The organism is Lysinibacillus sp. fls2-241-R2A-57, from assembly GCF_030209535.1.
Taxonomy (GTDB): domain Bacteria; phylum Bacillota; class Bacilli; order Bacillales_A; family Planococcaceae; genus Lysinibacillus.
In genome coordinates, this window is sequence record NZ_JARVRU010000022.1 from 52,699 (window position 1) to 65,837 (window position 13,139).

Genomic DNA, 13,139 nt, shown 5'->3' on the forward strand with positions numbered 1-13,139 from the left:
TAATTTAAGCTATTAGTATTATTTTTTATTCATTTGTAATGCTTGCATAAAACGTGCGATTTTTTTATCCGCAGTTCGTTTTTCGATGCCATATTGCTGTAGAAATTCGTCGAAGATTGCATTTCCTTTTATTGCATCTTTTGATTCATATTCTACCTCATAATCGTCACACTGCAAATAGAAAGAATGGTCAAATACTAGAAGACCGTCCTTATAAGGTATTTCGACACGATCCGTTGTAAGTGAACCAAATATTCCTAATTCATCTAAAGGAATGTTATATAAAGCTAATCTTTTTGCTACTTCTTCGGCATAGAAGCCTTCACCAACAAGTATTTTCTTAGCTTGTTCAGCAGTTAATTCATCAGTTGTCTCTAAATGTGCATGCTCTGCACTTTTTTCTTTTAAAGTACATTCAAAGTATTTGTCGATTTGTCTAATACGAAGCCCGCTTTGTAATTTCCGAATAGCTTGGGAAGGAGTGTCGAAATAATGATTTGTTTGACGATGAATAGCATTTTCGGGAATGTGAAACTCTTGCAATAAATGCTCGTATTGTTGTTTTGTTAAGAGATTTTTGAATTCTATTTCAAGTTGTTGTGCCATTTATGCTCACCTGTTTATTTTTAAATTTTTTTACGTGTGTTGATTAGGAGAAAGATAGGTTGTTGTTGATGTGAAATTGGTTATTTAAAACATCACGTCTTGCGATCATGCCTCCGTGACCAACATCATTTTGGCCTAAGTGGCTCATCGGAAGCTTTGCTCTGTGCGAAAGCGAAGCGTCAGCAACAACAACAAAGTGCCCAGTCGGAGAGGAAATCAACCCCACGTCCTAGTTATGGATATGAGCTAAAAAGTTTAATTCATTGTTTTAATATTTACACACTGCAACTATTTACCCTGTATGCTAAAATAAGAGGAAGAGTACGAAAAAAAAGGGGAACCGCATGTGCGTAAAATTTATACAATAGAAACATTGAATTTTGAAAACGAGCAACTTCATTTTAGTTTAAACGAGATTGAGGAAAATTTACAGTTAAAACCTGCTGCACAATTAATTGCAGATTCTGATGACTTTGCGTTTATTTATTTACTTGATGCAGGTGAAGATTATCATTACTTGCGTTTTCCACCGAGTAGTTGGGAACAACTTGTACATATTTTACAAAAAAAGAAGAATCCAAAGCTACAACTAGGTGAAGCAGTTATTGAACTGACAAATTTTTACGATGAATTAGAAATGCTCGTGTATAATATTGAAGGAAATTACAATTATGGAGCGGAATTTGTCCAGGCAGTGGAACAACACTTCAAGACATTTCTAGCTGAATAAAAAGACAAAACGAACAGACGGTGTTGGTTTTGTTTGATACCGAATGTCGGGAGGTTTTTCGATGGGACAATGGGAAATATTTTTAAGTCCTTATAAACAAGCAGTAGATGAGTTAAAAGTAAAATTAAAAGGTATGCGTTCGCAGTTTGGTATTGTTAATGCAAATTCTCCAATTGAATTTGTTACAGGACGTGTAAAGCCTTTAGCAAGTATATACGATAAAACACTAGAAAAAGGACTTGCGTTTGAGCCTTCTAAACAACTAGGTGATGAGCTAGGGGATATCGCAGGCCTTCGTATTATGTGTCAATTTGTAGATGATATTTCAACTGTTACGGAGCTAATACGTCAACGTAATGATATACGTGTAGTGGAAGAACGTGACTATATTACACATAATAAGCCAAGTGGATACCGATCATATCATATGATTGTGGAGTATCCTGTAGAAACGATACAAGGGGAAAAAGTAGTGTTAGCTGAAATACAAATAAGAACACTAGCTATGAATTTTTGGGCATCTATTGAGCATTCACTAAATTATAAATATAAAGGCATGTTCCCAGAGGAAATAAAAAATCGCCTTCAAAGTGCAGCAGAGGCTGCCTTCCGATTGGACGAGGAAATGTCTTCTATTCGCAGTGAAATCCAAGAAGCACAGGCTTACTTTAGTGAGTACAAAGAAGCATCGAATCCTAATTTACTATCCGAGAAGGAGCGTGACACACAATGAAATTTTCCATTCAATCACGTAGAGATGCACAATCGAACGAATTAATGGAGCTAGCCAGAACGTATTTGCAGGATTTTGGGCTAACTTATGATGAAGAAGCGCCTGAAATCGTAGTCTCTATTGGAGGAGATGGCACATTATTACATGCCTTTCATCGATATGCTCATTTGCTAGATCAAGTTGCCTTCGTAGGTATTCATACGGGACATTTAGGATTTTATGCGGACTGGAAGCCATCTGAATTAGAAAAGCTTGTTTTGTCCATTGCTAAAAAGGACTTTAACGTTGTGGAGTATCCACTTCTAGAAGTAAAGGTGGAGCATCATAATGCGGAATCCAATACGTATTTAGCGTTAAATGAAGCGACTGTGAAATCACCTGATGTCACGCTTGTTATGGATGTGGAGTTAAATGGTAATCAGTTTGAACGTTTCCGTGGAGACGGGCTATGTGTGTCGACTCCTTCGGGTAGTACAGCTTATAATAAAGCCCTCGGTGGAGCAATTATTCACCCGACTTTAGCAGCAATCCAAATTACTGAAATAGCATCTATCAATAACCGCGTCTTCCGTACAGTTGGTTCACCACTCATTTTACCAGCACACCATCACTGTATTTTACGTCCAGTTAATGAACAAAACTTTAATATGACGGTTGATCATTTACAAGTTACGCAAGGCGATGTGAAGTCGATTGCTTTTAATGTAGCAAGTGAAAAAGTACGTTTTGCTCGTTTCCGTCCATTCCCATTCTGGGAACGAGTACATGAATCATTCGTGGCAAATGAGTAAGATGGATACAAGGTTTACACTGCATTTTATAGCAGAAAAGGAAGGCCAGCTTCTAAGAGAGGCCTTAACTGAATGGCGTATTTCCAAGCGAGCTTTAACAGCCATTAAATTTGATGGAGGCCTACTAACAGTGAATGGTGTTGAACGCAATGTTAGACATCCTCTTCACATTGGGGATCGAGTTGAGGTGAAATTCCCTCCTGAAGAAAAAAGTGAAGGGCTCGCTGTTGAACATGGTGAACTTTCTATTATTTATGAAGATGAAGCTATTTTAGTGCTTAATAAGCCAGCAAATCAGAGTACGATTCCTTCACGAGAGCATCCAACACTTAGCGTAGCTAATCTAGTGTGCGGTCATTTTCTCAAACAAGGTCTAGCATCTACTGCCCATATCGTTACGAGACTAGATCGTGATACTTCTGGCTTATTATGCATTGCTAAACATGCTCATATTCATCATTTAACAGGACTTGCACAACGCAGTGGAGAAATTTCTCGACAATATGAAGCAATCGTCCATGGACATGTAGCTCAAGATATACAATCAATCATTGCTCCTATTGGTCGCAAAGAGACGAGTATCATTGAGCGAGAGGTGCGTGAAGACGGTCAATTTGCGCATACAGATGTGACAAGTTTAAAACGCTTTTATTTACAGGATGAACCGATGACACATATACGGCTAAAGTTGCACACGGGGCGTACACATCAAATTCGTGTGCATATGGCTTATATGGGACATCCACTTGTTGGAGATGAACTTTATGGCGGAAGTCGCGTCCATATAAATAGGCAAGCCCTCCATTGTGTGTCCTTAAAGATGCTCCATCCTTTAACAGGTGAGAGTTTACAATTCACAAGTAACTTAAACGAAGATATGCAGCAATTACTGAATGACTCCTTAGCTTAAAGTTTCGAGAACTGCACTATGACGAAGACTATCTAAACAGTCTATAGTTCACTAATTGTGAAAACTATTACTAAATCATGTTATATATTTAAGGAGATGTTCGCACAAACGGGCATCTCCTTATCATTTTTGAAGGGTTTTTCTTAACAGCACGTTAACAGAAAATCAAGTGATTGTAGGGTATAGTGAAGTAGAGGGTTTATTAGGCACATTACTATAAGGTGGGGTTGATTTCCGTTCCGACTGGGCGCTTTGTAGCTGCCGCTTCGCTTTCGCACAGATAAAACATTTGTTGTTGCTGCCGCTTTGCTTTCGCACAGATAAAACATTTGTTGTTGCTGCCGCTTTGCTTTCGCTACAGAAAACATTTGTAGCTGCCGCTTCGCTTTCGCTACAGAAAACATTTGTTGTTGCTGTCGCTACGCTTTCGCACAGAGCAAAGCTTCCTGGGGGCATCCGATGAGCCGCTTGGGCCTACACGACGTAGGTCACGAAGCGTTAACACAGGACGTGATGTTTTTAGCCTTCGTTTCTCTACTGGCTCGCTCCATGGTCTCATCTGTGACGCTAATCCTCAAGGAGTCGCCCAGTCGAAACGATCATCAACTTATATACATGGCATACGTTACAATAAATATCATCTCCAACTTTTGGTGATGAGCCATTTTTTATTCAGTAAAGGTGAAAAATAGAAACTTTTATCCATAGATTTATCCAATTAGATCGTGGCAATGGTGCGCATTGTTAAGAATTAAAAAAAGGGTTTGCAGAAAAGGTACAATACACACTATTATATAAAAGGTAGATTTACGGCATTGTCCGTATCAATGATTTAACTTATTTCAGCAAATGTTTTCTGTACCGAAAGCATAGCAACAGGTTCAAATGAATTTACTTTTCGGCGGTTGGTCAAACACCCGCTGAAATAATTTAAAGCCTCCGGCGGATGTCACTGAATCGGAAAGGAGTTCTTTGTGCAAGCACAAAGCCGATTCTGGACGCAATTATGCCGAGGCATAATTGATTCTCGGAAGGAGGGGACAAGCATGATAGAGGAAAGAAATGAAAAGGATGATGTCCAATTCGACGAGGCACGTTTGCGAGAAATGCTCGAAGCACATGATATTGACGCATTTCGCGATGAGTTTTTAGAGCTTCATCCGTATGATCAGGCAACGTTTTATGAGAAGGTGGAACCTGATATAAGGAAGATCATCTATGCGTTCTTGTCTCCGACGGAAATGGCTGATATTTTTGAGGCAATCGAAATAGATGATGATGAGTACACAGCGTATCTAGCTGAGATGGCTCCGGCATATGGTGCAGAAATGCTTTCTCATATGTATGCAGATGATGCTGCAGACGTTTTAAATGAGTTGGATACTGAGCAACGTGAAAGCTATTTAGGCATGATGGATGAGGAAACAGCTGAAGAAATTAATGAACTATTAAGCTATGATGAATATACGGCTGGTTCTATCATGACAACAGAATATGTAGCTATTCCAGAAAACTCCACTGTTCGTTCAGCAATGGCGATTTTACGAAAAGAGGCGCCAGATGCTGAAACGATTTATTATATTTTTGTCGTTGATGAAGCACATCGATTAACAGGCGTTATTTCACTTCGCGATTTAATTATTGCTGATGAAGATACTCTTATACGTTCGATTATGAATGAACGTGTTGTGATGGTGCACGCAGGGGATGACCAAGAAGAGGTTGCTCAAATTATGAAGGACTATAATTTCTTAGCAACTCCAGTTATCGACGATAAGGGAGAATTACTAGGGATTATTACAGTCGATGATATTATTGACGTTATTGATGAGGAAGCATCGGAGGATTACTCTAAATTAGCGGGTATTTCCGATATGGATAAATTTGATACGACCTCATTTCAAGCGGCTAAAAAACGCTTGCCATGGCTTGTCATATTATTATTTTTAGGGATGTTAACAGCAAATTTAATGGGACAGTTTGAGGCAACGTTAGAACAAGTTGCGTTACTCGCTGTGTTTATTCCTCTCATTTCAGGTACTTCCGGAAATAGTGGAACACAGGCACTAGCGGTAGCTATACGAGGAATTGCGACAGGAGACGTCGAAGAACATAGCAAGCTAAAATTACTACTACGTGAAGCAGGAACAGGCTTAATGTCTGGAGTTGTATGTGGAATAATTGTGATCGGTATCGTCTATATTTGGAAACAAGAGCTTATTCTTGGAATGTTGGTAGGTGCAGCGCTTTGTGGTTCTATTTTAGTGGCAACACTTGCAGGTTCTTTTATCCCACTGCTTATGCATCGCCTGAAAATTGATCCAGCTGTCGCATCAGGTCCATTTATTACAACATTAAATGATATTACAAGTATTTTAATTTACTTAGGTTTGGCGACAGTTTTCTTAAGTCAAATAGCCTGAGAACCAAATTCCTTTCCTTTGCATATTGTATGAAAAAAGGGAAGTGAGTAATGTGGGTCGAGAGCCACGCTTGTTTATAAAATCACCAACATATTTTCTAAATATTTCTAAGATGCTACATGAACTTGATTTGAATGAAAGTACATCGGTGTATGTAAAGGATGGCTATTTCAACGAACAAACTATTGAAGAAAAAGAAGAAGAACAAATAGATCCGTATTTACTGAAACAACTTCAATTTTTAGAAAAGCCGTTTCGGCAAAAAGCCTATCAACCGTTAGTCATATCTTTGAAAGATGGTAGGAATTTACGCGGTACTGCATCTGAAGTACAGACTGATTCATTGATGCTAACTTCTTTAGAATTAAAGTCACAAGAGATTATCTATTTTGAAGATATAAAACAAATATTATGGCGAGGTAAACAATTACCTACCTTATGAAAAAGGTGTACAGCAGAGGATGCTGTACACTTTTTTTTGTGTAGTGTGTCAAAGGAGAAAAGATTAGTCACAAATCCCTAAGTCAACATCAGCAATACATTGTACAGCGCAGAAACATGATAAATCTACAGTGATACAGCTTTCAGTTGAATTCCAATCATCTACTTTACATATTTTTTTCATGTTGACACAGCAACCATCACGACTTAATAGGTCTACTGTACTTTCACTAGAGTCAAATGAACATAAAGGCTCTAAAACACGCAAAGTGGCGCAGCACTCATCGAACATATCTTCTACACGGAAAAATACTGATGTACATTTACATGGATCTGCTGTTGGAGAACTAAAGAATGCTTTGAAAGGAGTACCATCTTTGGTAATTAACATGAATACACGTGTATCTGCATGAGAGCGTGCAGGACTTACTATGCCTCCAAGTGGTTCTAAGAAACAGTTAGCTGTACATGGTTGACATTCTTCTCTCACCGCTTGATTTTGAATGTCTAAAATAGCGCGTACTACGTCACAAACGCAGCCTGCTGAATGGATTGGTCCAATAGGATTTGTTGGCTTGCCACAACCCATATTGTCACCTCCTTTCCTCGTTACTACTTCTACAATATGTACTTATGAAAAATGGACTCGGGCTTTCGTATATATAGTCAAATGAATAGTTTTTTTATGGTTGGAGAAACTTTAAAGAAAAGGAGGGTAAAACTTGAAGCTATTAGGAATTATGTTACCTCTATTAGTCAGTTTAACGCTTTTAAGTGGTTGCGGTGAAAAAGAAAAATTTATTGTCTATGGTTCACCAGAAAATGAAAAGGAAGTTGAAACCATTTTAAAAGAACAGGACTTTGTGGACAGAGCAACGGTTATCCAATATGACAATAGTATGCTTGTAGCAGTTCAGATTAAACCATGGGATAAGTGGAAAAAGGCTAAATTAGAGAAAAAGTTGCAAAAGAAATTTGATGAAAAATATCCAAACAAAGCCATTTTGGTTTCAGCTGATTATAAAATTTATTATGAAGCCAATAAAATAAAAAAGGATAAAGTTGAAGATAATAAACTGAAAGAAAAAATCAAGGAATTGAAAGAGCTTTCAAAGGAGGAGACATAAATGGAAAAAGAGCAATATAAAAAATTAGAACAAAATGTCACACCGAAGCCTCCCTACTTAAAGAATGCCGCAAAGGCTTTTATTATAGGAGGCATTATTTGTACAATTGGACAAGCTGTTTCACTTTTTTATATGATCTTCTTTAATTTTACGGAAGCGACAGCTGGAAATCCAACAGTTGCAACAATGGTGTTCTTTGCCATGGTTTTAACGGGCTTTGGTTTATATAAGAGAATTGGTCAATTTGCTGGGGCTGGATCGGCTGTGCCTGTTACGGGCTTTGGGAATGCTGTCATTTCAGCTGCTATTGAGCATAGATCTGAAGGATTAGTACTAGGTGTTGGTGGGAATTTATTTAAATTAGCCGGTTCAGTTGTATTATTTGGTGTTGTATCCGCTTTTTTTGTTGCCCTTATTAAATATATTCTTGTGACGATAGGAGTGGTTTCATGGTAATTGTCTTTCAATCGAAGCCTTCCTTAATAGCAGGTGGTGTAGTAGCAGGTCCACTAGAGAAACGTAGTATATTTAGTCAATATTTTGATGCGACCTATGATGATGAACGTTGGCAAATGAAAACAAATGAACAGGGCCATCGAAAAATGGTTGAAGAGGCTTGTGAATCTGCCATGAAAAAAGCGGGCGTGAAAAATATGGACATTGATTACTTGATGGGTGGCGATTTAGTGAATCAAATGACCCCGACCAATTTTGCGGCCAGAGACTTAGACATTCCTTTTATCGGATTATTCTCAGCATGTGCCACCTCTGTATCTTCAGTAATTATTGCGAGCCTTTTAACAGAAGTAGGTGCCTCTAATTTATCGCTAGCTGGTGCATCTAGTCAACATAATGCAGTGGAACGGCAATTCCGCTATCCAATCGATTATGGCTCACAAAAGCCGCAAACTGCTCAATGGACCGTAACAGCTGCTGGTTATGCTCTTATTGGTAAGCATCATGAAGAATACCCTTCTATTGAAGCAGCAACAGTTGGAAAATCGATTGATTACGGTATGGATGATCCATTTCACATGGGCGCAGCGATGGCACCAGCTGCTTTTCAGACGATTCAATCCCATTTAGAGCAGCGTAATCAAAAAATTTACCACTATGATTTAATTTTAACAGGTGATTTAGGTCAACTTGGCTTAAAACTGCTAAAAGGAATGTTTGTTGAAAGTGGCATAAAGAGTGAGGAGCTAACGTTTTTACGTGATGCAGGTGCAGAGTTTTATGGACAGGATGAAACATTTCAATCCGGTGCAAGTGGTGCAGGTTGCTCGGCTGCTGTTTTTTTTAGTTATGTGATCCAACAGATGCGGGCAGGTACCTATAAACGAGTACTTCTTGTGGCGACAGGAGCATTACTGTCTCCGCTTACATTTCAACAGGGCGAGACAATTCCATGTACGGCACATGCAATTGAAATTACAATGAAATGAGGCAAAAGCTATGGTTATGACATTTGTATTTGCATTTATTGTAGGTGGCCTTATTTGTGTTATAGGCCAATTACTAATGGATGTTGGTAAATTAACACCCGGACATACATTGAGTACTCTAGTCGTAGTTGGGGCAATTTTAGACGGAATGGGCTTGTATGAACCTCTAATTGATTTTGCAGGTGCTGGTGCAACAGTCCCTATTACATCTTTTGGCAACTCTTTAACGCACGGTGCAATGGCTGAGGCAGAGAAACATGGACTTGTAGGTGTGTTGACTGGGATGTTTGAAGTAACAAGCTCAGGAATCAGTGCTGCCATAGTCTTTGGCTTTATTGGAGCATTAATTTTTAAACCAAAAGGAAATGTTGACTAGACGAATACCCCACCCATTTCTACACCGAAAACATATTATAGGTTGTAGAAGGGAGGGGTATTTTTATGGGATATCAAGGCTGGTGCACACAACAGTATGGAGGAAATGTTGGTAGCTGGAACGATAGTTATTGCGGAGGCGATTACTACGGTGGCTATTGTGGCCATGGTCAGAGCTCAACATTTGTTCTAATTGTTGTCCTATTCATTCTTCTAATTATTGTCGGCGCTACTTTTATGTAATTTAACATCTATTGACCTAAAGCCTCTGGCGGATGTCACGGAATCGGAAAGGAGATCTTTAAGTAAGCACAAAGCCGATTCCAGACACAATTATGCCGAGGCATAATTGATTAAATGTGACATTAGATAAAAGGCTTTAGCTTTTCTTCAGAGCGCCCCATGATCTGAACCAAAGTTTAAAGCCTTCACTCGTTGTTAAATATTTCGTTCATAAAAAACAATGGAAATAAAGAATTGTAACTGATAGGAGGGGGAACATGCATCGCGGGTTTTTTAATTCAATTGAACAGAAAACAGGGGTATCAATGGAGGAAATCTTCGCATTAGCAAATGCAATTCAGCATGCAGATTTTAAAAATGAAAAACAAGTTAGAAAAATCGTACGACGTGTAAGTAAGATATCTAAGAGACAAATTACGCAAGAGCTTGAGGATAAAATAGTACAATCTATTATTCAAGATGGTGATTCACTAGATTTAGATAAAATCACTAAAATGATGAAATAGTATGATATATCCACTAGGCAAAGCAATTTGTCAAAAAGGTTGGGTAAATGGACGTTCATTGATAATTCAACCTTTTAAACAATTAAAAAAACAAAAAGGGTGTTACGATATGCATCAGCATTATCGTAACACCCATTGGTCTTCATTCACAGAATAGAAATTAAGAAACTCAGACTAAGGAATTCCTGTTGTTCTAAATTATTTTTTCCATAGCACGATGTGGGATACCAGCGTCCATAAACTCAGGAGATGTTACCGAATAGCCAAGCTTTTCATAAAAAGGAATAGCATAGCTTTGTGCATGGAGTTTTAGTTTTTTCTTATTAATAGAAATGGCATGATTCTCCATTTCCTTCATTATTAAAGCACCTAGTTTTTTGCCACGCTGATCTTGTAAAATACAGACACGTTCAATTTTTGCTGTATCGTTTTCAATACCACGAAGACGTGCGGCACCTACTGGCTCACTACCCTCATACATAATGAAATGCGTTGAAGATGCATCCTCAGTATCACATTCTAGATGTAGCGGCACACCTTGCTCTTCAACAAAAACCTGTTTGCGAACTGCAAACGCATCCTCATGCTCTTTTGCTGTTTCCACAATCTTAACGTTGTACAAGAATTACTCAGCTCCTGACAATCGGAATGTTTCATATGTTGTCCACGAGCCATCTTCCAATTGGTATAAAAGATGAATACGATCAATTGTATCTTTTTCGTCAACACCTGTCATACGTAATTGCCCAAAGATGTCATCATGCTCAGAGGCTGTCATTTTTTGAGCAATTGTAATATGTGGTACAAAAACATGTTTAGTTTCTCCATACGGAATTTTTTCTATTAGTGCATCATGAAATGCTTCTAATTGTTCTGTCGGCTCAATGCGGAAATAAATTGCATTGGTTGTAGGGAAAAACGAACTTATGCGTGATGCATGAATGTTTAAAGGTGCATATTTGGCAGCAAGTTCATCTAATTGATTTACGATGGATTTAATATCCTCGTCTGTTGCTTCAAAGCTGTCCTTGAACGTCATATGCGGTGTGATTTTCGCATAATGCGGATCGTAACGTTTGCGATAAGTATTAGCTAGGTCTTGCAATTTTTTTGATGGAAATGCCACAATACCGTACTTCATAGTCCATTACCTCCCGAAAGTAAACAATTTTTCTATTAAAGTATAACAGATATTTCGCTTTTCGTAATTTGAATCGCCCAAATTAATTGAAATTTTCGATTAATGCACGACGTAAATCAGGTTTCCAATATTTCCACGTATGATTGCCGTCAAACTCGTCATAAAATGTAGAAAATCCTTTGCTTAACATAAGGTCATGCAATTGACGATTCGGTGTTAAAAAATCCTTTATTGTTTTGTCCATTGTCACCACTTGGTCTTCTTTTTTTCCGACAATATGATAAATAGAAATTGCCCCTGGATCTTTAAATTTTTCAACAGCTTTAAGCACATTTTCGTCGACATATGGTGACTGTAAAATCGCTTTACCAAAAATACATGGATATTTTAAAGCAGCCATTAAGGAAGCAGTTGCAGCCATAGAGTCACCTATCACTGCACGACTCATACCCATTTGGTAAGTTGCAAATTCAGCATCTAAATAGGGCACAAGCTCATGTGCTAAAAAACGCAGATAAGCTTCATGTTGCTCTCCGCTAGGGATATATTTGTGACGTCGATCCTTAATATCTTTATATGGAACGAACGCGATAATTAAATTTTCGATTTCATAGTCATCGATAAGTTCATCAGCTAGTTTTGTGATACCCCCAAGTTGGAAATAATCCTTGCCATCTGATGCAATTAAAATATTATATTTATATAGTGGAGAATAATTTGCAGGGACATAAATATAAAGCTGTAATTCCTCCTGCAACGCTTCACTATAGAACTTTAAATCCTGTACTGTTCCCTTATCCAATGATGCCACTCCTTCATGTGTTTGTGAGAAAATTGTACCATATACGAAAGTAAAGGTATAATAGATTGGGCTAGCACTATACTAGCAAAAAAAAAACGAAATGAGGGTTATTTATGCATAATAAAAGTACTCGCATACACTCTGATGAAGTTGCGAAGGCAGCCCAAGCTGCACTCATTCGTCGTGGTGTATCGCTAGAGGATATTGCTAAAATCGTTTATGAAATGCAAAAGTCCTATAATGAAGGCTTAACATTAGACCATTGTATTCATTCTGTCGAGCGTGTATTACGCAAGCGTGAAGTTCAACATGCTTTATTAGTAGGTATTGAATTAGATGAACTGGCAGAGAAAAAATTATTATCTGCTCCATTACAGCAAATAATAGAATCCGATGAGGGTTTATTTGGTGTGGATGAAACAATCGCACTTGGATCTGTTTTTACATATGGTAGCATAGCGGTAACAACTTTCGGTCACTTAGACAAGCAAAAAATTGGTATTATTAAGAAGCTGGACACAGAACCAGGACATCATGTAAATACGTTTTTAGATGATTTAGTTGGCAGTATTGCAGCTTCTGCAGCATCTCGTATTGCCCATCGTATGCGTGACTTAGAAGAAGAGGGCGAGACATTTGCAGATATAACGCCAAAAGAGCTAGGACCAAAACCAAAATCACATAATGAAATTTAACAAAGCTTTACTATATAAAACAGAGCCTCCTCTTTCACTTTAGGAGGCTCTGTTTTTAGTATGCATAGGCAATTATTTTGTATACTCACAGAATTGACCTTCAGGAAGCCCACTTTTTCAGAGGTGGGAGGAATGAAGTGCTTTTTTCTTTACAGAACATACGTTTTTGTT

The 13,139-nt window shown here is 38.1% G+C and carries 20 protein-coding genes; 14 read left to right on the forward strand and 6 right to left on the reverse strand.

Features of this window, described 5'->3' with window-relative positions; genetic code table 11:
• Window positions 1-18 precede the first annotated feature (18 nt).
• The gene (locus tag QRN68_RS04620; protein WP_285395527.1) at window positions 19-606 is read right to left on the reverse strand and encodes a CYTH domain-containing protein; all 588 of its coding nucleotides are present in this window, start codon (window positions 604-606) and stop codon (window positions 19-21) included.
• A gap of 99 nt (window positions 607-705) precedes the next feature.
• On the opposite strand from QRN68_RS04620, the gene QRN68_RS04625 reads away from it, so the two are divergent.
• The 5 genes from QRN68_RS04625 to QRN68_RS04645 all read left to right on the forward strand — a co-directional run bounded on the left by QRN68_RS04625 (window position 706) and on the right by QRN68_RS04645 (window position 3,770).
• Window positions 706-960, forward strand: coding sequence for a hypothetical protein (locus tag QRN68_RS04625; protein ID WP_285395528.1), 255 nt, complete (start codon window positions 706-708; stop codon window positions 958-960).
• On the forward strand, window positions 953-1,336 hold the full coding sequence (locus QRN68_RS04630; RefSeq protein WP_285395529.1) for a UPF0738 family protein: 384 nt from the start codon (window positions 953-955) through the stop codon (window positions 1,334-1,336). Before QRN68_RS04625 ends, QRN68_RS04630 begins: the two co-directional genes overlap by 8 nt.
• A 61-nt stretch (window positions 1,337-1,397) precedes the next feature.
• Window positions 1,398-2,069: a GTP diphosphokinase gene (gene yjbM, locus QRN68_RS04635; protein ID WP_285395530.1), complete on the forward strand. Its 672-nt coding sequence runs from the start codon at window positions 1,398-1,400 to the stop codon at window positions 2,067-2,069.
• Window positions 2,066-2,860: an NAD kinase gene (locus QRN68_RS04640; RefSeq protein ID WP_285395532.1), complete on the forward strand. Its 795-nt coding sequence runs from the start codon at window positions 2,066-2,068 to the stop codon at window positions 2,858-2,860. Before yjbM ends, QRN68_RS04640 begins: the two co-directional genes overlap by 4 nt.
• 1 nt (window position 2,861) lies before the next feature.
• On the forward strand, window positions 2,862-3,770 hold the full coding sequence (locus tag QRN68_RS04645) for an RluA family pseudouridine synthase (RefSeq protein ID WP_285395547.1): 909 nt from the start codon (window positions 2,862-2,864) through the stop codon (window positions 3,768-3,770).
• A gap of 165 nt (window positions 3,771-3,935) precedes the next feature.
• Here QRN68_RS04645 and QRN68_RS04650 read toward each other — a convergent pair whose 3' ends face one another.
• Complete coding sequence (locus tag QRN68_RS04650; RefSeq protein ID WP_285395533.1) at window positions 3,936-4,226, reverse strand: hypothetical protein; 291 nt, start codon at window positions 4,224-4,226, stop codon at window positions 3,936-3,938.
• Window positions 4,227-4,816: 590 nt separating this feature from the next.
• Here QRN68_RS04650 and mgtE point away from each other — a divergent pair.
• Both mgtE and QRN68_RS04660 read left to right on the forward strand, forming a co-directional pair.
• Window positions 4,817-6,193 (forward strand): magnesium transporter, encoded by a 1,377-nt coding sequence (gene mgtE, locus QRN68_RS04655; protein WP_285395534.1) that lies wholly within the window; start codon window positions 4,817-4,819, stop codon window positions 6,191-6,193.
• A 52-nt stretch (window positions 6,194-6,245) separates the two neighbouring features.
• Entirely contained in the window at window positions 6,246-6,635 is a 390-nt protein-coding gene (locus QRN68_RS04660; RefSeq protein WP_285395535.1) for a hypothetical protein, read from the forward strand.
• Between the two features lie 63 nt (window positions 6,636-6,698).
• Here QRN68_RS04660 and QRN68_RS04665 read toward each other — a convergent pair whose 3' ends face one another.
• Window positions 6,699-7,223, reverse strand: a complete 525-nt coding sequence (locus QRN68_RS04665) for a CotY/CotZ family spore coat protein (protein ID WP_285395536.1) — start codon at window positions 7,221-7,223, stop codon at window positions 6,699-6,701.
• Between the two features lie 133 nt (window positions 7,224-7,356).
• On the opposite strand from QRN68_RS04665, the gene QRN68_RS04670 reads away from it, so the two are divergent.
• The 6 genes from QRN68_RS04670 (at window position 7,357) to QRN68_RS04695 (ending at window position 10,330) form a co-directional block, all read left to right on the forward strand.
• The gene (locus QRN68_RS04670) at window positions 7,357-7,761 is read left to right on the forward strand and encodes a hypothetical protein (protein WP_285395537.1); all 405 of its coding nucleotides are present in this window, start codon (window positions 7,357-7,359) and stop codon (window positions 7,759-7,761) included.
• Window positions 7,762-8,217 carry a stage V sporulation protein AC gene (gene spoVAC / locus QRN68_RS04675; protein ID WP_285395538.1) on the forward strand — a complete coding sequence of 152 codons (456 nt, stop codon included), beginning with the start codon at window positions 7,762-7,764 and terminating at the stop codon, window positions 8,215-8,217.
• The gene (locus QRN68_RS04680; protein WP_285395539.1) at window positions 8,211-9,206 is read left to right on the forward strand and encodes a stage V sporulation protein AD; all 996 of its coding nucleotides are present in this window, start codon (window positions 8,211-8,213) and stop codon (window positions 9,204-9,206) included. Before spoVAC ends, QRN68_RS04680 begins: the two co-directional genes overlap by 7 nt.
• A 16-nt stretch (window positions 9,207-9,222) precedes the next feature.
• The gene (spoVAE, locus tag QRN68_RS04685; protein WP_285395548.1) at window positions 9,223-9,582 is read left to right on the forward strand and encodes a stage V sporulation protein AE; all 360 of its coding nucleotides are present in this window, start codon (window positions 9,223-9,225) and stop codon (window positions 9,580-9,582) included.
• Window positions 9,583-9,647: 65 nt separating this feature from the next.
• Window positions 9,648-9,824 carry a YjcZ family sporulation protein gene (locus QRN68_RS04690; protein ID WP_285395540.1) on the forward strand — a complete coding sequence of 59 codons (177 nt, stop codon included), beginning with the start codon at window positions 9,648-9,650 and terminating at the stop codon, window positions 9,822-9,824.
• 257 nt (window positions 9,825-10,081) lie between these two features.
• Window positions 10,082-10,330 (forward strand): stage VI sporulation protein F, encoded by a 249-nt coding sequence (locus QRN68_RS04695; RefSeq protein WP_285395541.1) that lies wholly within the window; start codon window positions 10,082-10,084, stop codon window positions 10,328-10,330.
• 193 nt (window positions 10,331-10,523) lie between these two features.
• Here the strand turns inward: QRN68_RS04695 and QRN68_RS04700 are convergent, their stop codons facing one another.
• The 3 genes from QRN68_RS04700 to QRN68_RS04710 all read right to left on the reverse strand — a co-directional run bounded on the left by QRN68_RS04700 (window position 10,524) and on the right by QRN68_RS04710 (window position 12,273).
• Window positions 10,524-10,952: a GNAT family N-acetyltransferase gene (locus QRN68_RS04700; protein WP_285395542.1), complete on the reverse strand. Its 429-nt coding sequence runs from the start codon at window positions 10,950-10,952 to the stop codon at window positions 10,524-10,526.
• A gap of 3 nt (window positions 10,953-10,955) precedes the next feature.
• Window positions 10,956-11,471 (reverse strand): YjcG family protein, encoded by a 516-nt coding sequence (locus QRN68_RS04705; RefSeq protein ID WP_285395543.1) that lies wholly within the window; start codon window positions 11,469-11,471, stop codon window positions 10,956-10,958.
• An 82-nt stretch (window positions 11,472-11,553) separates the two neighbouring features.
• Window positions 11,554-12,273 carry an alpha/beta hydrolase gene (locus QRN68_RS04710; protein ID WP_285395544.1) on the reverse strand — a complete coding sequence of 240 codons (720 nt, stop codon included), beginning with the start codon at window positions 12,271-12,273 and terminating at the stop codon, window positions 11,554-11,556.
• A gap of 113 nt (window positions 12,274-12,386) precedes the next feature.
• On the opposite strand from QRN68_RS04710, the gene QRN68_RS04715 reads away from it, so the two are divergent.
• The gene (locus QRN68_RS04715) at window positions 12,387-12,968 is read left to right on the forward strand and encodes a phosphatidylglycerophosphatase A family protein (RefSeq protein WP_285395545.1); all 582 of its coding nucleotides are present in this window, start codon (window positions 12,387-12,389) and stop codon (window positions 12,966-12,968) included.
• The last annotated feature ends 171 nt before the right edge of the window (window positions 12,969-13,139 follow it).